Below are 22,066 nucleotides of genomic sequence, written 5' to 3'. Positions count from 1 at the left end.
TTAAATTTCCTCAGCCTAATTCCGAATACTTCTCTTAGAAGATGAATTGCAAACTACCCAGATGATACCAGATCCAATAATACCACCCAAGGTCTTTGAGTTGAGATCTTCTGCAGTTATCAGCTCACTCAAAATAATTAACAGTGCGATAGCTATTCCCAAAGATAGTACTGCTTTAAGCCGGGTATTTTTTACCATACTTCAATTTACATAAATATTCAGAGACCCAACTTGGGTGTCAGTTTTACATCAATTGATATTTCTCAAGCCGGAAATTTGATATGAGCTCAACCGCTCCCGAACTCTTATCTGTTGGCATTTTCTTATCTGCTCCTGCATTTATAAGCGCAGCAAATACATTCCTTAATTGATCCAGTAAAATTCCATTGGATATATTGGCACCTGGATTATCGATCATCTGCCTGGCATCAAGTATTGCCCTATGCAGGCAATTGTTACCGAAAGAGTCTGTTGCATTGGGATTCGCTTTGTTGGCCAACATGAGTTGTAAAAGTGAAAAAGCTTTATTGAATTTGCTGCTATCTTTTTGAAGGGTATATGTGTTAAATATGGTAGCCCTGATGGCATCGTGTAATACCGGGGCTGTCCAGTCATTGATTGCTGATACTTCCTGGAAGTTAACATCAGCGCCGTTTTCAATGAGGAGTCTGACGATATCGAAGTTTCCGGTTTTAAATGCCATCTGAAGCGGTGATTGTCCATCGTCTTTTTTTGGTGGTGAAAAGTTGGTGAGGGACAGATATGCTTTGTCGGAAGTGATCAATGCTGAAACTGTATGCAGGTCGCCATCACTGATAGATCTGAAGAATGCTTTTATGTCTTTTTTTGTCATAGTGAATATTAAAGAGGCCAATTGGGCTTATCTCCAACTGTAATAATCAATCGCTGGTAGCTCGTAAGTTGTGGTGTTCCATTATCGGTTGCTTCAAGAATGAGATGAATTGTTTGTCCGGCACCTGCATCTTTGGGAATAGTTATTTCAGCCTGTGCAGAACCTGAATTAGTAATCATAATTTTACCGGGGTAAGTACCCACCATAAACTGCCACCACCTGAATGAAACTTTATTTCCATCCGGATCAGTGGCATTACCATTCAATCGGATTTTCTGATTAGCCGTTGTCAAAACATGCAATGGACCTTCAATATTTACAATTGGTTTATGATTAGCATTGGAGAATGCAGGGCTAACCGACCATTTCAAACGGGCCGCAAAATCGCGCTGTGCCTGCGGAAAAAAATTTGGGTAGGGCAAGTCTTTTTGTGCCTGGGAAACAGGGCCGTGGCCGCCCCATCCTCCATAGAAATCAAATTCATAGGCCCTCAAACCATTACCCAGCATATTCATAAAAGTATAGTTGTCGCCTTCTCCCAGCCATGAACCCTTTGGCTGAACTGGCATCCAGACAACATATCCCATTTTCTTCAACGTTTCTGTTGAATAGTTTGCCATCCCGAAATAATCCATGATATCGTTTTTCACCATCTGCTTACCATCACCCCATACACGGTATAAGCTTCCAAGTGCTCCTCTCTCTGATACATTTTTTTTCATCCAGGAAGGAGTCAGGAATACAGAATCTTCCGGCTTTGCGTTTAGCTGCGCACCATATCCATAATTCGGTCCGGCAGTGAACTGGCGGTATTCAATATCCGGCCAATTCGGTTTAATATAGTTCGCGTAGGTGTCATCCTGGTCACCGGAAGGGAGCAGTATAATTTTGCGGGATATTTTCTTTTTTACAGCCTCCCAGGCAAGGGTAAATTCGTACTGGTCCTGTATCGACTTAAGTGCACGTGCAATAGTACTATGCCCACCCCAGGCAGTAATGAAAAGTTTTCCAGGTTTCTCATCCAGCATGAGTGATTTAATCAGATCAGAACCCGGAGAGTCCTTGGAATAGTCGCCGTCAAAATCAATATTGCCATACCTGATCTTGGAGATCAGGTCTTGGGGATCGGGATAGTTCTGGTCATGCCGTTTCAGGTTTGGATATACTTTCGCATAGGCTTCCACGATATCGTGAATAAAACGTTCGTCATTGCGCCATCGCCATGATTCACAAGGACAAAGTTTCAATCCAAAACGATCATATTCCCTACCGGGAACATACCATCTTGTTCCCTTACCATCACCTTTCCAGTGAAACTGGCTACTGGCATATACGAGGCCTTCAATATTGAGTTCGTTGCTATAGAGTAGCAGCCTGATCAGGGAATTATTGTCATCTAGTTCGGGGTCGGCAGTAATAATTATGCGTGGCCCTGGCTGGTTACTGGATGGTTGTGCGAATGAAAAATTTGCAAAGAGGAAAAGGGTAAGAATACAGATGCAAATAAATAAACCTCTTATATAGTATTTGGAATTAATTTTCATGCCTCTTTATTGTGTTAGATTCTAGCCATGCAACAATCCCTTGGAACTTAAGTGTACCTGATGCAATATTAATTACTAACTCATACTTATTTTCTTGAGAAGCTGCTATATCCAGATCGTTACTGATAAGAAACAGTCGGAGTATCAGATATCCCGTCCTTTTATTTCCATCAATGAAAGGATGATTGATAAGTATACTTTCAATTAGTGAAGCCGCCTTTTCAATAACGGAAGGATAGAGATCTTTATCGTCAAATGTTTGAAAAGGTCTGGCAACTGCAGATTCCAAAGCTGCTCTATCCCGAACTCCATGTGAACCCCCAAATCTATCGATGAGTAATTTATGTAAATGCTCAACCTCAGTAATTGAAATCATCTGGCAAGCTTATGAAGAAGATCTTCATCTTCTGTTAGTATTTTTTGAAGTGTTGATTTATCTAACAAAGAAATTGATTGCTTTCTTTCTAAATTTTGTAGAAAGGTTAGAAGATCGGACAATGCCTTGTCAGACAAATGATCAAGCACCTTGTTGATCTCGGATTTGATCTCGTCTTTTGACATGTTAATGAATTTATATAAAGATAACAATTTTCATAAATGCCAAACACTACATGAAATCATCCATAATTCCCTCCCAACACCTCTCTCCAATCCTCTTTGGTCATGGTGCTGAAAAAGTCTTTACCGCTTTGTACTAATCCCGCGGATAATTCTTTTTTACTTTGCTGGAGCTGCATCATCTTTTCTTCTACGGTACCGGGACAAATCAATCTTATAGCCTGTACATTTTTATGTTGCCCTATACGATAGGCACGATCGATGGCTTGTGATTCTACCGCAGGGTTCCACCAGGGATCAACGAGATATACATAACTGGCTGCAGTTAGGTTTAGGCCTACCCCGCCCGCCTTGAGGCTAAGGAGGAATACGCGTACACGGGGATCGCGCTGGAAGCGGTCAACAGCCGCTTCACGATTGCGTGTGGCGCCGGTGAGTGTTTCGTAAACGATGCCACTTTTATCTAGCTCCTTTGCTATCAGCTCCAGCATCGACACGAACTGCGAGAACACGAGGATCTTGTGTTGCCCACTCTTCGATTCTATTTGTTCTATCAACACTTCGATCTTGGAAGAACCTTCGCCTTGCAGGTGATCGGCCTTAAGCAGACGAGGGTCATCACAGATCTGTCTTAACTGTGTTAATCCACGCAATACATGAATAGAATTGCGAAGGATCTCATCTTCCATCTTGTTCTCCAGGTAATCGCGAAGATCTTTTTCGTACGCTTCGTAAACAGCGCGCTGCGCATCTCCCATTGCACAGTATAAGATCTGCTCTGTTTTATCGGGGAGTTCCTGCATCACTTCTTCTTTGGTGCGGCGCAGGAGAAAGGGCGCTACCTTGCGTTGGAGCTCAGCGGCACGGCGACTGTCTTCAAACTTATCGATGGGTGTGGAATAGATATCCTGGAAATATTTCTGTGACCCCAGTAAACCCGGACAGGCAAAAGAAAACTGCGCATACAGATCGAGGGTATTATTCTCGATAGGAGTACCGGTGATGGATATACGGTTTTTAGCGCGGAGCATCTGTGCCGCCTGGTATCGCTGTGAGCCTGGGTTCTTGATCTGTTGCGATTCATCGAGGAAAATATATCCGAAGGTGAACCTGCGCAGATAGTTTATATCGGAAAGCAGGGTGCCGTAGGAGGTGATCACGAGGTCAAACTGTGAAAATGCCTGGATATCTTTTTCGCGGTTGGCACCATGCAGTGTAATATGACTGATTGAAGGAGCGAACCTATTCAGTTCGGCCTGCCAGTTGAAAAGAAGTGAGGTTGGAACCACCAGCAAATGTGTATCTGATTGCCCTTTTTCTTTCAGCAGTAAAATGAAGGCAATCACCTGCAGGGTCTTACCCAAGCCCATATCGTCTGCAAGCACACCGCCAAACTGGTGCTGGTGGAGGAAGTAAAGCCAGCTTAGTCCCTCCTGCTGGTAATGCCGAAGGTTTGCCTGCAAACCGGTTGGAACTTCAACTTGCTCGATGGCTTTAATATCGGTTAGCTTTTCCCGGTAGTTCTGTATGGTGGACATAACTGCATCATCCATTTCTGACTCATCAAATATTTCATTGACAGTCTCGAATTGCGTGCCGGGCATGATCAGGTCATCGCCCATGATGCTGGCGGCAAAGAAAAAACGCGACATTCTTTCGAGCCATGCTTCCGGTAGCAGTCCCAATGTGCCATCATCCAGTTGAATGTACCTGCTCTTATTTCGAACAGCCTGTTGTATTTGTTTGAGTGAAGCTTCCTGGTTGCCATATTTAGCTTTCACCTTCAGGTTGAACCAGTTGAGCCCGGTTTCAACCTGAACGGATATAGTGCCCTTGTGTGCATTCTTTTTATTGCCTTTCAGTTGGTTGAAGCCGAAGATGGAGATTCCGGCCTCGCGCCATTGTTCAAAGGCATCGGTGAACCAGTCTTCATTCAGGAAGCGATCGCGATGGAGATAGAAATAAGTGAGCCCTTCATCGAGCTGCTCCATGAAATGCGGGTGTTGCTGAAGCAGCAGTGCGAGGAAAGAATTTTCAGCGGCTTCATCGCGACGCATGGCCATCATCCTTCCACGTGCATCAGGCAGATAGATCATCTTTTTACTTCGCACCGGTATTTCGAGGCTGCCATACCGCATCATCGGATTGATGGCAACATACTGTCCAAGGTCGGAGAGATAAATAAGTTTTTCCTGCGCGCCCAGCCATCCCGCCTCCGCCAGTTGTTCGGGCTTTGCGGCTTCGATATAACTGTGAATCACTTCCACTTTTTCTTCCAGTTTGGAGAGCACTTTTTGCTGGAAGGCGTTGAACTGTGATTCATGTACCTGCATATGGGGGCGGGTTCCAAATACCAGGAGTATTTTAAGGATGGTAAGGTTGGCTGCGAGCCAGAGCCTGCCCTGGTGCAGGACAAAATATTCGTATTTGATCTCGATGTTGCGGGGGTGAATGATTTGTCCAGCCAGGTGAAGTTCTGGTGTGAGGCGATAAAAAGAATCTTCCTTATTCACCTTGATCACAACTTTCTCAAGGATATCACCTACTTCTGTTTCTATTAACGCGCCAGCGCTCACATTTTCAGAGAAGGCAGGATTATGGTAGTAGAATTTTAATGCAAGCGGGTTTCTGATGATGGTTCGCAGGCAGCGTATATCCGTTGCCGTTTTGATGGCAGTTGGGTTATATTGAAAGCGGCTGATGCTGGAATAAAATAAAATAGCATCGCTGTTGCTGGTTGCCATGAGTGCTGCGTCGGCTGCACTGATTGGTGTGAGCGGATTTTTAATGGCGCCGGACTGGGTAGTTGCGGCATCGTAAAGTTCTATGCAAAGTGATTTATGGAAACGGAATTGTTTCAGCACCACGATCCGGAGATGGCTGCTGTCAATGCCCGGAAGCGGTTGCTCTTCGGGCGGTAATAATAATTCTTCAAGATCGCGGATCGTTTCCAAACGTAAATGTTTCCGGATAAAGAAACATAAAATATCCTATAAATACTTTTATAGGGTAGCAGATCGGTAATTTTTATTGAATGTTTGAGGGCGTTTCCATGAATAGCTTTCTGATTGCTGCATGCAAAGAAGGATCACTTACGCCGAGCAAAGCATTGATAAGATCCAGGGAGGTGGGTGGTGGATTCGGGTAGGCATGGCCGCGGAGGAAATGCTTCAGCGCACTGTTGATCTTTTCCTCTCCTATAAGTTCGAATAGCTTGTACATGGTTACAAGTCCCTTGTTATAGGCGAGGTAAATATTGGCGGGACTTGCCTTATAGAGCGCTTCTTCTTCGCTGTATTGCTTTCCATTTTCGTAGATGCTCTGGTGGATCTTTACCACTTCTTTCATGGCGGTGAGGCCATGCCTTTGTTTGTAAAGCATGAGCTCTGTATACATGGCCAGTGTTTCGGTGAGGATGATGGAACCCTCCCTTTGATCAGGGGATATTTGGCTGTTACCCCACCAGAGATGTGAAAGTTCATGGCCAGCGAGTTCATTGATCACATCACGGGTTGAATCATTGCGAAGGTCGGCGTGAAAGATCATGGACTCGGTCATGAAGATGGTGCCGGGATAAGCAGTGGCCGCGAAGCCCTGCGTGAATCCGGATACTTCAGCAAAACTTATGGAACGAAAGGGATAAGGGCCGAAATTCTTTTCGCAATAAGCAATAGTTGCACGGGCTTCTTCTATCAGATGCGCAACATTCTGGTGATGCGTTGGATGATGATATACTTCTATTCTAACACCATTCTGGGAAGAGCTACTAACGGTATATAAAGCAGAAGAAAAAGCAAACCGGAAGGGAATAGGATCGGGCGAAGCATAGTGGAAATAATTGCGGCCGCCCTCTTTCCAGGAGCGCTGCAATTCACCGGCACCAATAACTGTCTGGCTGGAACTTGTAGAGACAACTGCATCGAAATGGATGAAACCATAATCGTAGGGCTTCGGCAACGGGGCTTCAAGTTTTGTAAGGCCAGTAGCTTCGGCCATGCTTCTCTTCTTTCGCGTAGACACATCTTCAATTTCATTGGTGCTCTGGTAACCAAATACAGGGAAGTACCTGCTGATGCGGATAAAGGATCCATTACCGACGATGGCATTCATCGGATCGTGATTGTTGAAGGGCGACCAGCTATAATCTATGCTGAAACGCATGGAGATGGAATCACCAGGTGCAAGGGGCTTTAGCAACCGGTAACTCCAATGCCCATACGCAGAATCGGTATGGTGAAGTCGGGCATTTTCAATATTGAGAGCCGATAAACGAACGGCAGGGTTTCCATAAAGCAGGAAGCTATCAAGGGCATACTCCTTTTTATTCACCAGGGTATAGTTGGCGGTGAGGGTATAGCTGTTCTTTTCGGGATAAAGATGGATGCGGGTATTAACCCGGGTAATGGTTGGCTGGGGGATGGATTGGTAATGGCGGTATCGCTCTTCGTATTTTTGTTGCCAGTTGGCTTTTTCTACTGGCAAACGCAAGGTGGTTTCCCTGTAAATTTTCCAACCACTCGTGAATAGAAGCAGAATTGAAAGGGACATTATTGCAAGAAATGATTTCTGTTTGCTTTTGAAAGCAAGCAGGAAGAGGCAAATCGTAAAAGCACACCAGTAGAGCATACTCATTCCAAATGCCTGGCTGTATTCACCAAAACCATTCATATCAGTATACCTGCCGGAGAATAATTTCGCGAAGCGAAGCAGTGGATGCTTCAATCCAATCATGGGCCCAACAAAAGAGTTGGCGAGGAGAAGGAAGATGGCGGCAAGAATTAATCCCAGGTACTTATTGTTCACTGTTGCCTGTATCATCACCACGATGCCGGCAGAGAGTATCACCGGAACTCCCAGCAGGTAGAAAAGCGAAGCATAGACATCCCAATCTATTAAGGGATAATTGTACAGAAGCTGGAATACTAATCCGAGAAAGATGGCAGCCAGTAATAGTGCAAGCGGAATAAGGGTGAGCGCTATCCATTTAGCGATCAGGATAAATCTGTTATCAACCGGGCTACTGTTCTCAATACTATCTATCCTTGCATTTCTACTGCGCCAGATCATCTCAACGCTATAGAATAATAAAAGGGCCAGCATGAAGATGGGGAAACTTCCGATGATATTGTTGGCGATAAGTCCGGAGCTTGCATAACGCTGAGGCAACCTGATACCTGCATCTATATCGCTAAAGATCTCGATGCCGAGGAAAAATATCCAACCAATAATCACCAGTATAAATGAGATGGATTTGCTGATAAGGATTATTTCAAGCGCTAGAAACGAACGGGTTGTTTGTAAATCATAAAGCAGGGGACTAAGTTTCCCTTTCACTGGTTTGAACGTGTGAGCATCGTTTGATGACGGCAGTTCCTCTCCCATCGTTTTGCGAATGCGGATCGCTTTCGGTTTAAACTGATAGAAGGCAATGCCTGTTGCAGTGAGCACAATCGAAAAGATCAATACCAGCGCCCTGTTAAAAAGAAAATTTCCTTCCAGTGAAAGCGTCCTTGTATTGCGCAAGATGGCCGTCCAGCCCTTTGTTTGTTCGAAGAATGCTGCCATGCCAAAGGGATCAAGTTTTGCCATCAGTGAAATGGTTTCATCGGAAACCGGTGATGCATTGGCCAGAAGGGGTGAGTTGGAAAAAAGGGAAACAAGGATATAGAAAATGTATATAAAGAGTCCACTTAAATAAATCATCAGCTTCTGCTGTGTGACCCATCCAATAAAGCAGACGATGGCGCTACAAAACAGCGCATTGGGTAATACCAGCAGCAGATAGGGGTAGAAATAATGAAGTGGATTTAAAGGAAGTAAACTTTCGCCGGTGCCGCCCAATAGTGGGTATGTTACCATCATTCCGAGTACCACCATAAGAAAACAAATTGTTGCCAGCCCAAAAACCAGTAAGAATCGAGAGAGGAGAAAAGAGCGTTTACGGATGGGCGTGGCATAGAGTATAGTATCGAAAGAATGGTCTTTCTCCCTTAACAGGACACGTGCTGCAAAGAGAGTGATGGTGAAGATATTGATGAGTGATACCAGCCCTATAAAATAGCTGATGGTATAAGGAGAATTCTGGTATACACCAGGAAAGGAAAATTTTCCTTTCAGGCTTACCATGATGCCGAGCACTGCAAAAAGGAATAATAGCAAATAGAACCACCATTTCCCAATATAGAGGCGGGCTTCTGAAAGAAAGATCTTTCTATTCATGGTTATTGGTATTAAGTAATTGGGAAAAATATACATCCTCCAGGTGTGGGGTAATGGGTTGGAAACCATTGCCCGGATGTTGATGATTATGGATATGCACCAGCAGTTTGCCCGCGTTCAGCTGGGTAGATATGATGCGATGGTTTTGCTGATAATCAGACAATTCTTCTTTGTTGATAAACTTCCGCCAGATGTAACCGTTGAGTTGATCAATAAATGCGTCAGGTGCCCCCGCCGCAATAAGCCGTCCTTTATTAACTATGGCCATGCTGGTACACAAACTGCGCACATCTTCCACGAGATGGGTGGAGAGGATAACAATGATGTTCTCGCCTATTTCACTAAGAAGGTTATTGAAGCGGCTTCTCTCTTCGGGATCGAGTCCGGCAGTGGGTTCATCAACGATGATGATATGCGGATCACCCAGCAGGGCCTGCGCTATACCAAATCGTTGGCGCATACCGCCGGAGAAGCTATGCACTTCCATATTGCGTTGTTGATAGAGATTCACCTGCTGCAATAATGCCGGAATCTGTTCTCTGCGCGCGGTGGCAGGAAGGCCTTTCAGAACAGCGATATGATCAAGGAGTTGGTAAGCTGATAATTTCGGATACACACCAAATTCCTGTGGCAGGTAGCCAAGTTGTTTCTTAATGAAGATAGGTTGCTGCAGGATGTTTACCTCATTGAAAAAGATCTCGCCGGTATCAGCAGCTTGCAAGCCGGCGATGGTTTTCATCAGTGTTGATTTACCTGCACCATTTGGACCTAATAATCCAAACATCCCGTTGGTGATGGTGAGGGAAATATTATCAAGGGCCCTCACGCCATTGGGGTAGGTCTTGGACAGGTTGGTAATTTGCAATCTATTCATAGCAGGTTTATTTATTGGTGATTATGGGCAAAAGAATTCCTAACGTGCATGTGCACGTGCTTTTAAGGGGATGATATGTTTAATTGATTATGGTTGTTCTGGTACGAATTCCAGGATATCTCCCGGCTGGCAGTTAAGTGCTTTACAAATAGCTTCGAGGGTATCGAAACGGATGCCTTTGGCTTTGCCTGTTTTCAGGATAGAGAGGTTGGCCTGCGTTATACCAAGCGCTTCAGCCAGTTCCTTGCTTTGCATCTTGCGTTTAGCAAGCATAACATCAATATTTACAACGATGGGCATGGTTTAAATATATAGGTCCTGTTCTTTTTGTAAATGAAGCCCCTGCCGGAAAATAGCTGCCAGGAAATAAGCGAAAACGGCTAAGGTAAGGTGCAGGGTGGTGAGTACTATGGTAGCGTCTTCCACTTCGGCGAATATAGAAGAGAGAATCAACACAAACGGTGGCACCACCAGGTTAAGGATATAAAAAATACGGAGATGTTTCACCCCCTCTGTGGTGAAAAGTTTAGGTTGGTAAAACACACGGAATACATTTCCCAGCAGCCAGAAAAAGATCCCATAAAGCCCTATCGGAAGCAGGAAATAATAAAAGATATAGGTAGCATTATAATCACCCAGCAGGAAGGCCTTTTGGCTGAAGGGAAGCAGAATCTGAAAACGCTTCCCTTCCTCTATCATACGGAGCCCAAAGCCTGTTGCGAGGGCGAGGATGGAAAGGAAGGTGCTGGCCAGGTAAATGATTGCCAGAAATCGGGAAAACCAGAATAGAAGCTTGGCAACGACCTTTACGGTATTCATATTGAATTAGCGATTTAATACCGTAAAGATATAATTATTTATTGTTTAACAATAATTATTCAAATATTTATTCCTTCCATTTAGGTTTGGCTTTCAGAATCTTCTTATATACAGGGCAGGAATCGCTGTGTGCGCCGGGAAGGAATCCGATACTCATTAGAAATTCGTTTACTATTTCGCCGCCGGTAAAGCGGAAGGTCTTCCTGAAATGCTTCACCCATTCTTCTTTTGTTTTGGGGTGGTGAAGTTCGAGCCAGCTTTTGAATGAACCGTGGTCTTTCTGAAGCTGTAAAATGGTCTTGGCGTTCTCTATGGCTGCTTGTATTTTCAGCCTGTTGCGGATGATGCCCGGATCATTCATTAGCCTGGTAAAGTCCTTCTCTTTGTAGGAAGCAACTTTCTTAATATTGAAATTGTGATAGGCTTCACGGAAGCCCACTTCTTTTTTCAGGATGGTTTCCCAACTGAGTCCGGCCTGGTTGATCTCCATGATCAGTCTGCCAAAAAGTTCATTATCGTCATTAATGGGAAAACCGTAATGGTTATCGTGGTAATTTTTATGCAATGTCTTTCTTTCGTCGGTCATTGTTTCAATTGCGATGCAGTATGACATGTATGTTGTTTAATTTTTTAAAACTGGAAAAATACACTTTAAAAATAGTGCCTTCGAAAAGGAAGAGTTATCATTTTACGTCACTCTCATAAAACAAAGCCCGATTCGGCCTCAGGCCAGGGTGATATTATCGGGTTTTTAAATAATAGTTTGGGCGGGGATGTGGGTTGCATTCGAACTGATGTAAATTGTGTTATACAATAAAGTTTCATGTACAAATCATTCCTGCAAAATTTCAATAGTAAGGTAAGGCTGACAGAAGAGGAAGAAGCATTCATTAAAAACTATCTCACGCCGAAAAAGCTGCGTAAGAAACAATATTTACTACAGGAGACTGATATTTGTAAGTTCATAGCTTTTGTTGAAAAAGGAGCATTAAGAGCCTATTCGGTAGATGAAAATGGGAAAGAGCATATCATCCAGTTTGCTTTGGAGGGATGGACAATTTCTGACCTGTACAGTTTTCTAACAAGCGAGCCTGCAACGTATAATATTGATGCCCTCGAAGATTCAGAATTGGTGCTTATAAGCAAAGCAGCCCATGAGGAATTATTGCAAAAGCTGCCCAAGTACGAAACATATTTTCGCATACAGATAACTGGTGCCTATATAGCGATGCAGAAAAGACTGACATCTATTATCAGTTCACCTTTGGAAGAAAGGTATAAAAACCTCACTGCTCTTTATCCTACAATAGTAGAGCGGGTTCCCCAGCATATGATAGCCTCCTATATGGGGCTGCAGCCTGAAACACTAAGCCGGATAAGAAGGAAGATAGCTGCCAAGAAATAATCATCCACCATTATAAAGCATTGACCATACTCAAGCATTGACCAAAGTCAATGCTTTTTCTTGCTCCAACGCATTGGAGCCCGCTATTGCCGTGGGCTACCTTTGCTCTATCGATCACAATAAATCATGAAGACAAAACAAACAATAGCTGTTATAGGAGCCACAGGCAATATGGGTTCAGCTATTTCAAGAAGCATTGCCACTGGTAATTACAGGCTTCTACTTATAGGAGGAAAGCCGGAGGAGGCGAAGGCATTGGCAAAACAGATAAGAAAAGAAAATGAATCGGCGGATGTGGAAGGAATTGAGTGTTCTGTTGAGGCAACCTGGGAAGCGGATATAATCATTGCGGCGGTACCTTATGAGGCGGAGAAAGCGGTAGCAGAAAAGATAAGGGAGAAGGCAAATCAAAAGATCGTAGTCAGTATTTCAAATCCTTTGAACAGCACATATGATGGATTAGTTACATCGCCCGATATCAGTGCAGCCGAAGAGTTGCAAAAATTGCTACCAAATTCAAAAGTGGTAAAAGCATTCAACACCACATTTGCCGCCGACTTTTCAACGCCTGTGATTGAGGGCAAACAAGTGGATGCATTTATAGCGGGGAATGATGAAGAAGCCTTAAAAACGGTTTCTGAATTAGTTGGCACGGCAGGGTTTAGCCCCCTTATTGCAGGTGATTTACAAGTAAGCAGAACATTAGAAAATATGCAATTACTGCTAATACAGTTAGGAATAAAATATAACTACAACTGGTTAGCAGGATGGAAAATTTTACACAATTAATAAATAAACATTTCAACTAAAAAAAATGAAAAAGCTATCAACCTTTCTGACACTCGCCTTTTTAAGCAGCGCAGTATTTGCACAAACAACATGGAAGTCAGATCCTATGCATTCGAAGCTGGCGTTCAGCACTACACATTTGGGTATCTCAGATGTGGCCGGATTATTCAAGAACTTTGAGGTGACAATCAGCGGTAACCAGGCAAACTTCAGTGATGCGGTCTTCAAGCTTACAGCAGATGTAGGATCAATTGATACTGAGATAGAAATGCGCGATAACCATTTGAAGAGTGCCGACTTTTTTGAAACAGAAAAGTTTCCAAAGATGAGCTTTACAAGTACATCCATTAAAAAGAGTGGCAAGGACAGGTACAAACTTACAGGTAATCTAACCATCCGCGATATAACAAAGCCGGTAACCATGGACCTCTGGTATAGGGGAACTGTAGATAATCCGCAGTCGAAAGCAAAAACAGCAGGATTCCAGTTAACAGGAACAATTAATCGTTCTGATTTTAAAGTAGGGCCTAATTTTCCAGCACCCATGATCAGCGATGAAGTAAAGATCAAAGCAGATGGTGAATTCACTCAAAAGCCTTAATTATCATGAGAAAGATATTCAGCATAAATAATGATTCAAGGGCAACTGATACAGCATTATTAATTGCCCGGATCGGAATAGCAGGATTGATGCTTACCCACGGCATCCCCAAACTGATGATGTTGTTGTCAGGAGGTCCGGTACAGTTTCCGCCGGTAATGGGGATGAGCGCAGAAGTCTCATTAGGACTGACAATTTTTTCAGAAGTTCTTTGTTCGCTTTTAATTCTCGTTGGATTTGGTACCAGGATCGCGGTAGTTCCATTAATAATAACGATGGTGGTTGCTGTGTTCTTAATACATGGTGCAGATCCGATGGCAAAGAAAGAACCTGGACTGCAATATTTACTCGTGTACCTGGTGCTGCTTTTTAGTGGTAGTGGAAAATATTCGATCGACTACTTACTAAGAGGCGAAAAAGCTAAAGGCAGTAATCTGAGGGAACAGAAAGATACGACATTGGCCATTTACCAATAAGAATCAATGAAAAGGGAAGAATTTATAAAGACATTCGCCAAAGGAGTAATTACTATGACAGCATTATCAGCATTCAATAAATTTACCGATACGCTAAAAGAACAGGAACAGGCTATGCCTGTTCTGTTCATTGGCCATGGCTCACCCATGAATGGGATTGAGGATACTGCTTTCAGCAGGCGCTGGAAGGCGATGGCAAAGGAGATCCCAACTCCGGCAGCTGTATTGGTTGTTTCGGCACACTGGTTCAGTCGTGGCACCAAAATAACCGCAATGGATTTCCCCAAAACCATTCATGATTTCGGTGGATTTCCGCAAGAACTTTTTGATGTTCAGTACAATGCCCCGGGCAATCCGGAACTGGCAAAGGAAACAGCAGCATTGGTTCATTCGGCGCAGGTTGAATTAGACCATGACTGGGGTTTAGATCATGGCACCTGGACGGTAGTAAGGCATATGTATCCCGAAGCCAACATTCCGGTACTACAGTTAAGCATTGACTATACAAAAGGTCCCCAGTATCATTATGAACTGGCAAAGGAATTAATGGCATTAAGGAAGAAAGGGGTATTGATTATCGGAAGTGGTAATATGGTTCACAATCTTCGTATGGTAGCCTGGGATAAGCTGAACGAGAATGAATTTGGATTTGACTGGGCATTACAAATGAACAGCAGGTTCAAGGAATTGATCATGGATAATGATCATCAGAGCCTGATAAATTACCAGCGTCTGGGCAGAGAGGCTATGCTGGCTATTCCTACACCAGAACACTATCTGCCATTATTATACACACTTGGACTAAAGAAAACAAATGATGCTGTATCATTCTTCAATGATAAGGCGGTAGCCGGATCATTGACTATGACATCTGTAAAGTTTGGATAGATAACCTTCAAAATAAATGATATGAAATCATTTGAAAACAAAGTAATCATAATTACAGGTGCCGCGATGGGACTTGGATTAGCAGCAGCAAAAGAGCTTGCCTCCAGAGGAGCATCGCTAAGCTTAGTGGATTACAATTCGAAAGTATTGGATGAGGCGAAGGATGAAATCAGCAAGGAATTTCCTGCTGTAAAGATCATTACTGTGGTAGCGGATGTATCAAGTGAGGAAGCGGTAAAAAATTATGTAGATACAACAGTGAAGGAATTTGGTCGAATTGATGGCCTATACAATAATGCGGGCATTGAGGGCAGGCAGGCTGCCATTACGGAATATGATATCAATATATTCAAAAAGGTGATAGATATAAACCTGATGGGAGTATATTATGCATTACGTTATATAATCCCCGTTATGCAAAAGCAGCAGTATGGCCGGATTGTAAACGTCGCTTCTGTAGGAGGCATACGTGGGGTTCTTAATCAAATGCCTTATGTTGCCAGCAAGCATGCTGTTTCGGGTATGACAAAAAATGCGGCACTGGAATATGGAAGGGATGGAATCATTTCCAATGCCATAGCTCCTGGAGCAATACTTACGCCGATGGTTGCGGAAGCATTCAGGCAGGTAAATCCGGCTGATCCTAAGGGAGCTGAGGCGGAGTATGCAAAGGCGAATCCGACCAAGCGATTAGGGTTGCCGGAAGAGGTAGCAAAAGTGGTTGCTTTTCTTTTAAGTGATGATGCTTCCTATGTAAACGGCCAGACCATTGCCATAGACGGCGGTCAGAGCAATATTTATGGGAATGTGTAAGGAAGATCGTTCCCGCATCATTACTCCAACCTTGCTCGGGGTCCCTATCTGGTCCCTATCTGGTCCCTATTTTTGTAAGGGTTCCAATATCCATCCGAATATAATTGGGGCAGTTTGCGCCAGGGACTTTGTTTAAGAAATGGTCTTGATCTGGTTTAAGAATTAGCAGAATTGGAAGCTTTGCTGCGTTTGTTTCGCAGGCGGCTTAAAAATTCAGGTGTTATCCCTAAATAAGCGGCTATCTGAACCTGTGAGAGGCGGTTCATTAAGTGAGGATAGATTTCAAGGAAGGATTGGTATCGCTCATCGGCGGTGGAGCTGATATTCTGAAGCAAACGTTCCTGTAAGCGAATAAAGCTTTTTTCAAGAAGCACCCTGAAGATGCGGTCAAATTTAGGGGCTTGCATATAGAGTGCGATGAGGTCGTCTCTGCTAATTTGAAGCACAACGGTATCTTCGAGGGCGTCGATATTTAAGGCCGAGGGTTTTAGACCATGGTAACTACCCAGGTCATTGATCCAGTAATTTTCGGCAGCAAATTGAATGATATGGGTGTTGCCTTTCTCATCAATTTTATACATTCTCAAACATCCCCTCACAACAAAATAAAGTTGCATGCATATATCTCCTTCCTGGAGAAGGTATTGACGTTTGCGAAAGAGGCGGGAGTGAAATTTTTCAATAACGTATTCCTTCTCTTCTGTACTTAATGGAATAAGTGCATCAAAATAAGTAAGCAGTGGTTCAATGGAACTATCTGAGGAGGAATTTTTCACAATATCTAAGATGCAAATTTATGGCGATATTTCATTGATATTTATCAATGCCATTTCTTACCGTAAATCAATGGGTGTGCTTTAAGCAATTAGTAGCTTTGTGTAAGAAATAACATCACAGCACTAGGAATTAAATAATTAGAGAATGGAATTAGGTTTAATCACTTTCGCAGATATGGAGCCGGAAAGTTTACCGGGAAAAGGAATCAATGGAGAGCAGCGTGTAAAAGATCTTTTGGAAGAAATACAGTTGGCTGACCAGCTCGGCCTGGATGTATTTGGAGTAGGTGAACACCACCGGTCTGATTATGCTGTATCATCACCCGCTGTTATACTTGGTGCAGCGGCGGCAATAACTAAAAATATCAGGCTTGCCAGTGCGGTTACAGTATTAAGTTCCGACGATCCTGTTCGTGTTTACCAGCAATTTGCAACAGTGGATCTATTGTCTGGAGGGAGGGCCGAGATAATGGCAGGCCGTGGTTCATTCATTGAATCATTTCCATTATTTGGCAATGACCTTGAGGATTATGATGAATTGTTTACGGAGAAATTAGATCTGTTATTAGCACTAAATAAAAGCGAGGTTATTTCCTGGGAAGGAAAACATCGCCCATCTATAAAAAACCGAGGCGTTTATCCGCGTCCGTTTCAATCATCCATACCTGTGTGGCTTGCGGCAGGAGGTACCCCATCATCTGCTGTGCGAGCGGCAACACTTGGCTTACCACTTATGCTGGCCATCATTGGAGGGATGCCACATCAATTTGCTTCGTTTGTAAATCTTTATAAGGAGACATTAAAGAGAGTGGGTAAGGATGCTGGCAGTATGCAGCTGGGCATCAACAACCATGTGTATATTGGAGAAGATTCACAAAAGGCAGCAGATGAATTTTATCCTTACTATGCAAAAATGATGAACAGGGTTGGTAAAGACAGGGGTTGGTCGCCGCTGACCCGCGACCAATATGAAGCGCTCCGAACACCCAAAGCAGCGTTGATGGTGGGCAGCGTTCAGCAGGTTATAGATAAAATTTTATATGAACATGAATTGTTCGGTAATACAAGATTCCTCGCCCAGGCAAGTGTTGGCAATGTGCCGCATAATAAGGTGATGAAATCAATAGAACTGTTTGGGACAAAAGTAGTTCCGGTGATAAGGAAAGCGATGAATTAAAAATCCCCTGAAAGGTTAATTGATCAAGGGACTAAAATCTTACCTTTTACATCTTAAATGGTTGAGGCCTTCATGTGCTGAAGGAGGGGCATAGCCCGTGTAGGCTGAAGGTGGAGGAAGGCCCGCCTTCGCTGAAGCTTCGGCGGGCGGAGTAGTCCCGACAGGAATCGAACCTGTATCTAAAGTTTAGGAAACTTCTATTCTATCCATTGAACTACGGGACCATCGGAATCTGAATTCCGGGGCAGCAAAAATACAGGTTTTGACATTACATCGCTCCTATTCAGAAAAATCGCTAGCTTAACAGCTGGAGAGTTTTCGCATGAAATATTTCATCATACCTATCGCATTAATTTTTACTGCCTTGATTATGAGCACCGATAGTAATGCACAGCCAGCAAAGGCTAAGGCCCGCATCAATCATATGGCACTGTCAGTTACTGACCTGAAAGTGAGCGCGCCTTTTTATGATGATGTAATCGGCCTTGATACCATCCCCGAACCTTTTCATGATGGCCTGCATACCTGGTTTTCCATCGGCGATAAGGCCCATCTTCATTTAATCCAGGGTCGCAAACCAAATGATCCGGTTCCTACTAAAAATACCCATTTATGCTTTAGTTCAGGTGACCTGGATGCACTCATATCAACCCTGAAAAAACATAATATCTCTTTTGAAGATTGGGCGGGCACAAAGGGAAAGGTGAACATCAGGGTTGATGGAATAAGGCAGATCTGGTTCCAGGATCCCGACGGCTACTGGATTGAAGCCAATGATGATTTTTAAACCACCCCCAGTTCCCTATCTTTGCGGTCCATTTCACAACTATGAAGTTTTACACTATTGTTATCAAATACAGGCTTCAACTGGCGGCCTTATTTCTAATCATTGCTATAATCACGAATATTTATGCAGGTTTCTGGCCTGCATTCCTCCCGTACCTGATTGGGGTTGTACTGATCTTCGGCCATTTCTTTTTTGGCCCCATGCGCCTTATCCAGGAGTATATGGAATCGGGGGACATGGAAGGTGCTGAAAAGGTTTTATCGTCCATTAAATATCCGCAGCTTCTTTATAAGCCAATCCGTTCTGTTTATTACACGCTGAAGGGCAATATCGCTATGATGAAGCAGGACTTTGACGGTGCGGAGAAAATGATGAAAAAGGGCCTCGATCTCGGCATGCCGATGAAAGAAGCTGAAGGTGCCAGCCTGCTGCAGATGGGAATGATCGCGATGCAGAGAAGTGATATCAAGGGTGCGGAGAACTATATCCGTTCTGCCCTTCGCAAAGGCCTTCCCGATAAGGAAAATGAAGCTGCCGCCTACCTCCAGATGTGTTCAATCATGATGACCCGCCGCGAGTTTCGCTCTGCCAAAGATTTCTTCCGCAAAGCAAAGGCCCTGAAGCCTAAAACGCCGCAGATCGTAGAGCAGATCCAGCAGATAGAGAAGTATATAGCGAGGATTCCGGGATAGAGGGATAGAGGGATGGAGGGATGGAGAGAGACTGTTAGTGCAGGGTTCCGAAGAGCTCTTCTACTTTTTTGAAGCGATAGTCGAAGATTTCAGCTAATTGTTTTTTGACGAAAATGGTATTGGCAATATCTCCAAGCCATCCCAACGGAATTTTATAATGCACGATGTCGGTCATTTCAACGCCGCCATCAATTTCACGGAAATGATGCTGATGATGCCAGAGGCTGTAAGGTCCATAGCGCTGCTCATCCACAAAAAAGCGCTGGGGTTCCACATGCGTGATTTCTGTCATCCAGTAAAGCGGTACACCGAGAACCGGCTTCACGGTATATTCGATGAGTTGTCCCGGGTACATCTTATTCCCATGATGTTTTGAGATAATCCTGAAATCCATTTTTGAGGGGGTGATGACGGAAAGGTTGGCGGGACTGGAAAAGAAATCCCATGCCTGCTTTATATCCACGGGTAAACGCTGTTCTGTTCGGAGAGAATGGACTGCCATCTAAAATATTTGAGTAATAACAACCATTTCTTATGAAAAAGGTTCAGGGAGAAGCGAAGGAAAGCGGCTAAGTTTGCATCTTTAAAAGAAGCCATCAATGAGGCCATTCCGCCCTGTTTTTTCATACGCAACTTTTTTGGTAATTGTTTTTATCACTATGCTGGTATTGTTTGAGAGTTGCGCCAATGTGATTCCGCCAACCGGTGGTCCACGTGATACAATCCCACCCATCCCGGTTTCTATAAAGCCGGCAGACTCAACATTGAACTTCAGGGGCGACCGGATTGAACTGGTGTTCAATGAATATGTTCAACTGGGAGATTTGCAAAAAAATCTGGTTGTTAGTCCCACCCCCAAGGTGTTTCCTGTTGTGACTTCGCGGCTCCGCACCATCACGATCCGCATCAAAGACACCCTTGACCCCAACACTACTTATGTGCTGGATTTTGGAAAGAGTATTCAGGACATCAATGAAAGCAATCCCCTTACTGGTTTTCGGTATGCTTTCTCTACCGGGCCATACCTCGATTCGCTGGAATTAGGGGGAGTAGTTACCCTTGCCGAAACGGGTAAGACGGATAGTACCATGATCGTGATGCTGCATAAAAACTTAGAGGACTCTGCTGTAACCAATGAACGTCCGCGGTATTATACAACTGTTGACAGTTCGGGCCGGTTTCTGTTCCGGAACCTTGCCCCCGGAACTTATGCGCTGTATGCATTGAAGGATGAGGGCGGAAGCAGGCGGTATATGTCGCCCGGCCAGCTCTTTGCTTTTGCCGATAGTCCATTGGTTATCAGCGGGGAAACTGCGCCTGTTGAGCTTTTAGCCTATTCTGAGCCCGAGCCGGTAAAACCAGTTAAAGCGGCCCCTAAGGCCCCCACCAGCAGGAGGGAAGAAAAGGAAGCAGAACAAGACAAGCGACTTCGATTCGGAACCAGTCTTGAAAACGGACAGCAGGATCTGCTGAAACCGTTAACCATTACTTTTCCCGATCCCCTTAAAGCATTTGACAGCACAAAGCTGATACTGGCAGATGCGCAATTCAAGCCAATTGAAGGATATACGTTAGCGCGGGATACAACCAACAGGATCTTTACACTTTCCTATAACTGGCCGCTGGAACAGGAGTTTGTGCTGATCTCGGAAAAAGGAATGGCAGAAGACAGTTTGGGTAAAAGCATCCTGCGTAATGACACACTCCGTTTCAAGACCATGAAGGAAACGGATTATGGCAGTATAAAATTCAGGATCGCGAATGTTGACACTGCAAGGAATCCGGTATTGCAGCTGGTTCAAAATAATAATGTGTTGTTCAGTTACCGGATCAGGGGCAGGGACCTGGTAATTCAAAGATTCCGTCCAGCCGAATTTGAGCTCAGGGTATTATATGATACCAATGGCAACGGGGTTTGGGATCATGGCGTTTTCTATGGTGAACGCCGGCAGCCTGAGCGGGTTCAGGCAATCGGGAAGAAGGTTAATATCAAGGCCAACTGGGACAATGAGATCGACATCTCCCTCTAAAGGCTCAATACTTTATATCTTTGCAGGATGCAACTCCCCTCTGCCTTATTGGAAAATGCGGTCAGTGAATTCAGTAAACTACCGGGTATCGGAAAGAAGACTGCATTGCGACTTGCGTTGCACCTGCTAAAGCAGAATACTGATAAGGTCAGAGCTTTTGGCGAGGCCATTGTTCGTATGCGGGAAGAGATCCATTTCTGCCAGCGCTGCTTTAATATCTCGGATACCCTCCTCTGTAGTACCTGTTCGAACCCCATGAGAAAGCAGGACCTGATATGTGTTGTGGAAAGCATCCGGGATGTTATAGCCATTGAGAGCACCCAGCAGTTCAGTGGAACCTACCATGTGCTGGGAGGTGTGATATCGCCACTGGATGGTATTGGTCCGGACCAATTGAATATTGAACCCCTACTGGAGCGGGCGCGCTCGGGTGATATCAACGAGATCATTTTCGCCCTTAACCCCAATATACAGGGGGATACAACTATTTACTATATCCAGAAAAAGCTGTTGCCCTCTCCTATCCGTTTTACCACCATAGCGCGTGGAATTTCTTTTGGGGGTGAGCTTGAGTATGCGGATGAGATGACGCTGGCGAGGAGCCTTCAGCACCGGATGCCAGTAGAGCAGTTAAGAGTTTAGCATTTCGCCTTCCCCATTTTCCTTATCTTTGCAACCGCACAGGTGGATTTATTTATTGTTCGACCTGTCGCCGCCTTAATTGGTGGGTTAACAGAACTAATAAATGCTCCCGAAACTTTCCGT

At 44.2% G+C, this 22,066-nt stretch carries 23 protein-coding genes and 1 tRNA gene; 11 read left to right on the top strand and 13 right to left on the bottom strand.

Going from position 1 to position 22,066, the window contains the following annotated elements:
* Positions 1–244 precede the first annotated feature (244 nt).
* The 10 genes from HY58_RS09515 to HY58_RS09470 all read right to left on the bottom strand — a co-directional run bounded on the left by HY58_RS09515 (position 245) and on the right by HY58_RS09470 (position 11,480).
* On the bottom strand, positions 245–853 hold the full coding sequence (locus tag HY58_RS09515) for an ankyrin repeat domain-containing protein (RefSeq protein WP_052323986.1): 609 nt from the start codon (positions 851–853) through the stop codon (positions 245–247).
* Positions 854–861: 8 nt separating this feature from the next.
* Complete coding sequence (locus HY58_RS09510; protein WP_039130896.1) at positions 862–2,397, bottom strand: DUF1593 domain-containing protein; 1,536 nt, start codon at positions 2,395–2,397, stop codon at positions 862–864.
* Positions 2,387–2,773 (bottom strand): type II toxin-antitoxin system death-on-curing family toxin, encoded by a 387-nt coding sequence (locus tag HY58_RS09505; protein WP_039130893.1) that lies wholly within the window; start codon positions 2,771–2,773, stop codon positions 2,387–2,389. The genes HY58_RS09510 and HY58_RS09505 overlap by 11 nt, the downstream gene beginning before the upstream one ends.
* Complete coding sequence (locus HY58_RS09500; protein ID WP_039130891.1) at positions 2,770–2,958, bottom strand: hypothetical protein; 189 nt, start codon at positions 2,956–2,958, stop codon at positions 2,770–2,772. The genes HY58_RS09505 and HY58_RS09500 overlap by 4 nt, the downstream gene beginning before the upstream one ends.
* 56 nt (positions 2,959–3,014) lie before the next feature.
* Entirely contained in the window at positions 3,015–5,909 is a 2,895-nt protein-coding gene (locus HY58_RS09495) for a DEAD/DEAH box helicase (protein WP_039130889.1), read from the bottom strand.
* 73 nt (positions 5,910–5,982) lie between these two features.
* Positions 5,983–9,174, bottom strand: a complete 3,192-nt coding sequence (locus HY58_RS09490; RefSeq protein ID WP_052323985.1) for a M1 family aminopeptidase — start codon at positions 9,172–9,174, stop codon at positions 5,983–5,985.
* Positions 9,167–10,048, bottom strand: coding sequence for an ABC transporter ATP-binding protein (locus tag HY58_RS09485; protein ID WP_039130887.1), 882 nt, complete (start codon positions 10,046–10,048; stop codon positions 9,167–9,169). The genes HY58_RS09490 and HY58_RS09485 overlap by 8 nt, the downstream gene beginning before the upstream one ends.
* A gap of 87 nt (positions 10,049–10,135) precedes the next feature.
* Positions 10,136–10,348: a helix-turn-helix transcriptional regulator gene (locus HY58_RS09480; protein ID WP_039130885.1), complete on the bottom strand. Its 213-nt coding sequence runs from the start codon at positions 10,346–10,348 to the stop codon at positions 10,136–10,138.
* Positions 10,349–10,351: 3 nt separating this feature from the next.
* Positions 10,352–10,867: a DUF2975 domain-containing protein gene (locus HY58_RS09475; RefSeq protein ID WP_039130884.1), complete on the bottom strand. Its 516-nt coding sequence runs from the start codon at positions 10,865–10,867 to the stop codon at positions 10,352–10,354.
* Between the two features lie 67 nt (positions 10,868–10,934).
* Positions 10,935–11,480 carry a DNA-3-methyladenine glycosylase I gene (locus HY58_RS09470; protein WP_039130882.1) on the bottom strand — a complete coding sequence of 182 codons (546 nt, stop codon included), beginning with the start codon at positions 11,478–11,480 and terminating at the stop codon, positions 10,935–10,937.
* Between the two features lie 210 nt (positions 11,481–11,690).
* Between HY58_RS09470 and HY58_RS09465 the strand changes: the two genes are divergently transcribed.
* The 6 genes from HY58_RS09465 (at position 11,691) to HY58_RS09440 (ending at position 15,839) form a co-directional block, all read left to right on the top strand.
* On the top strand, positions 11,691–12,272 hold the full coding sequence (locus tag HY58_RS09465) for a Crp/Fnr family transcriptional regulator (protein WP_039130880.1): 582 nt from the start codon (positions 11,691–11,693) through the stop codon (positions 12,270–12,272).
* Positions 12,273–12,398: 126 nt separating this feature from the next.
* Positions 12,399–13,061, top strand: coding sequence for an NADPH-dependent F420 reductase (locus HY58_RS09460; protein WP_039130877.1), 663 nt, complete (start codon positions 12,399–12,401; stop codon positions 13,059–13,061).
* Positions 13,062–13,086: 25 nt separating this feature from the next.
* Positions 13,087–13,662 carry a YceI family protein gene (locus tag HY58_RS09455; protein WP_039130875.1) on the top strand — a complete coding sequence of 192 codons (576 nt, stop codon included), beginning with the start codon at positions 13,087–13,089 and terminating at the stop codon, positions 13,660–13,662.
* 5 nt (positions 13,663–13,667) lie between these two features.
* On the top strand, positions 13,668–14,138 hold the full coding sequence (locus HY58_RS09450; protein ID WP_039130872.1) for a DoxX family protein: 471 nt from the start codon (positions 13,668–13,670) through the stop codon (positions 14,136–14,138).
* A gap of 6 nt (positions 14,139–14,144) precedes the next feature.
* Positions 14,145–15,026: a 4,5-DOPA dioxygenase extradiol gene (gene ygiD / locus HY58_RS09445; protein ID WP_253271537.1), complete on the top strand. Its 882-nt coding sequence runs from the start codon at positions 14,145–14,147 to the stop codon at positions 15,024–15,026.
* 21 nt (positions 15,027–15,047) lie between these two features.
* Positions 15,048–15,839, top strand: coding sequence for a glucose 1-dehydrogenase (locus tag HY58_RS09440; protein ID WP_039130870.1), 792 nt, complete (start codon positions 15,048–15,050; stop codon positions 15,837–15,839).
* Between the two features lie 155 nt (positions 15,840–15,994).
* Here HY58_RS09440 and HY58_RS09435 read toward each other — a convergent pair whose 3' ends face one another.
* Positions 15,995–16,615: a Crp/Fnr family transcriptional regulator gene (locus HY58_RS09435; protein ID WP_039130868.1), complete on the bottom strand. Its 621-nt coding sequence runs from the start codon at positions 16,613–16,615 to the stop codon at positions 15,995–15,997.
* Between the two features lie 145 nt (positions 16,616–16,760).
* On the opposite strand from HY58_RS09435, the gene HY58_RS09430 reads away from it, so the two are divergent.
* Positions 16,761–17,792 (top strand): LLM class flavin-dependent oxidoreductase, encoded by a 1,032-nt coding sequence (locus HY58_RS09430; protein ID WP_039130865.1) that lies wholly within the window; start codon positions 16,761–16,763, stop codon positions 17,790–17,792.
* A gap of 152 nt (positions 17,793–17,944) precedes the next feature.
* On the opposite strand, the gene HY58_RS09425 is transcribed toward HY58_RS09430, so the two are convergent.
* Positions 17,945–18,016, bottom strand: a tRNA-Arg gene (locus tag HY58_RS09425).
* Between the two features lie 146 nt (positions 18,017–18,162).
* On the opposite strand from HY58_RS09425, the gene HY58_RS09420 reads away from it, so the two are divergent.
* On the top strand, positions 18,163–18,579 hold the full coding sequence (locus HY58_RS09420) for a VOC family protein (RefSeq protein ID WP_052323997.1): 417 nt from the start codon (positions 18,163–18,165) through the stop codon (positions 18,577–18,579).
* 41 nt (positions 18,580–18,620) lie between these two features.
* A complete protein-coding gene (locus HY58_RS09415) occupies positions 18,621–19,271 on the top strand; it encodes a lipopolysaccharide assembly protein LapB (RefSeq protein WP_039130860.1) in 651 nt (216 codons plus the stop codon).
* A 34-nt stretch (positions 19,272–19,305) separates the two neighbouring features.
* Here HY58_RS09415 and HY58_RS09410 read toward each other — a convergent pair whose 3' ends face one another.
* Entirely contained in the window at positions 19,306–19,773 is a 468-nt protein-coding gene (locus HY58_RS09410; protein ID WP_039130858.1) for an SRPBCC family protein, read from the bottom strand.
* A gap of 97 nt (positions 19,774–19,870) precedes the next feature.
* Between HY58_RS09410 and HY58_RS09405 the strand changes: the two genes are divergently transcribed.
* Positions 19,871–21,301 (top strand): Ig-like domain-containing domain, encoded by a 1,431-nt coding sequence (locus HY58_RS09405; protein WP_039130856.1) that lies wholly within the window; start codon positions 19,871–19,873, stop codon positions 21,299–21,301.
* Between the two features lie 27 nt (positions 21,302–21,328).
* Complete coding sequence (gene recR, locus HY58_RS09400) at positions 21,329–21,943, top strand: recombination mediator RecR (protein ID WP_039130854.1); 615 nt, start codon at positions 21,329–21,331, stop codon at positions 21,941–21,943.
* The last annotated feature ends 123 nt before the right edge of the window (positions 21,944–22,066 follow it).

Source organism: Flavihumibacter sp. ZG627, from assembly GCF_000814325.1.
Lineage (GTDB): Bacteria > Bacteroidota > Bacteroidia > Chitinophagales > Chitinophagaceae > Flavihumibacter.
Note: the sequence above shows the minus strand (reverse complement) of the source record. Positions and strands in the feature narration are given on the sequence as shown.

Excerpts from the sequence above, each read along its gene's own strand:
- HY58_RS09515 (WP_052323986.1), bottom strand. The coding sequence starts at position 853 with ATGACAAAAAAAGACATAAAAGCATTCTTCAGATCTATCAGTGATGGC.
- HY58_RS09510 (WP_039130896.1), bottom strand. The coding sequence starts at position 2,397 with ATGAAAATTAATTCCAAATACTATATAAGAGGTTTATTTATTTGCATC.
- HY58_RS09505 (WP_039130893.1), bottom strand. The coding sequence starts at position 2,773 with ATGATTTCAATTACTGAGGTTGAGCATTTACATAAATTACTCATCGAT.
- HY58_RS09500 (WP_039130891.1), bottom strand. The coding sequence starts at position 2,958 with ATGTCAAAAGACGAGATCAAATCCGAGATCAACAAGGTGCTTGATCAT.
- HY58_RS09490 (WP_052323985.1), bottom strand. The coding sequence starts at position 9,174 with ATGAATAGAAAGATCTTTCTTTCAGAAGCCCGCCTCTATATTGGGAAA.
- HY58_RS09485 (WP_039130887.1), bottom strand. The coding sequence starts at position 10,048 with ATGAATAGATTGCAAATTACCAACCTGTCCAAGACCTACCCCAATGGC.
- HY58_RS09480 (WP_039130885.1), bottom strand. The coding sequence starts at position 10,348 with ATGCCCATCGTTGTAAATATTGATGTTATGCTTGCTAAACGCAAGATG.
- HY58_RS09475 (WP_039130884.1), bottom strand. The coding sequence starts at position 10,867 with ATGAATACCGTAAAGGTCGTTGCCAAGCTTCTATTCTGGTTTTCCCGA.
- HY58_RS09470 (WP_039130882.1), bottom strand. The coding sequence starts at position 11,480 with ATGTCATACTGCATCGCAATTGAAACAATGACCGACGAAAGAAAGACA.
- HY58_RS09465 (WP_039130880.1), top strand. The coding sequence starts at position 11,691 with ATGTACAAATCATTCCTGCAAAATTTCAATAGTAAGGTAAGGCTGACA.
- HY58_RS09460 (WP_039130877.1), top strand. The coding sequence starts at position 12,399 with ATGAAGACAAAACAAACAATAGCTGTTATAGGAGCCACAGGCAATATG.
- HY58_RS09455 (WP_039130875.1), top strand. The coding sequence starts at position 13,087 with ATGAAAAAGCTATCAACCTTTCTGACACTCGCCTTTTTAAGCAGCGCA.
- HY58_RS09450 (WP_039130872.1), top strand. The coding sequence starts at position 13,668 with ATGAGAAAGATATTCAGCATAAATAATGATTCAAGGGCAACTGATACA.
- ygiD (WP_253271537.1), top strand. The coding sequence starts at position 14,145 with ATGAAAAGGGAAGAATTTATAAAGACATTCGCCAAAGGAGTAATTACT.
- HY58_RS09440 (WP_039130870.1), top strand. The coding sequence starts at position 15,048 with ATGAAATCATTTGAAAACAAAGTAATCATAATTACAGGTGCCGCGATG.
- HY58_RS09430 (WP_039130865.1), top strand. The coding sequence starts at position 16,761 with ATGGAATTAGGTTTAATCACTTTCGCAGATATGGAGCCGGAAAGTTTA.
- HY58_RS09420 (WP_052323997.1), top strand. The coding sequence starts at position 18,163 with ATGAGCACCGATAGTAATGCACAGCCAGCAAAGGCTAAGGCCCGCATC.
- HY58_RS09415 (WP_039130860.1), top strand. The coding sequence starts at position 18,621 with ATGAAGTTTTACACTATTGTTATCAAATACAGGCTTCAACTGGCGGCC.
- HY58_RS09410 (WP_039130858.1), bottom strand. The coding sequence starts at position 19,773 with ATGGCAGTCCATTCTCTCCGAACAGAACAGCGTTTACCCGTGGATATA.
- HY58_RS09405 (WP_039130856.1), top strand. The coding sequence starts at position 19,871 with ATGAGGCCATTCCGCCCTGTTTTTTCATACGCAACTTTTTTGGTAATT.
- recR (WP_039130854.1), top strand. The coding sequence starts at position 21,329 with ATGCAACTCCCCTCTGCCTTATTGGAAAATGCGGTCAGTGAATTCAGT.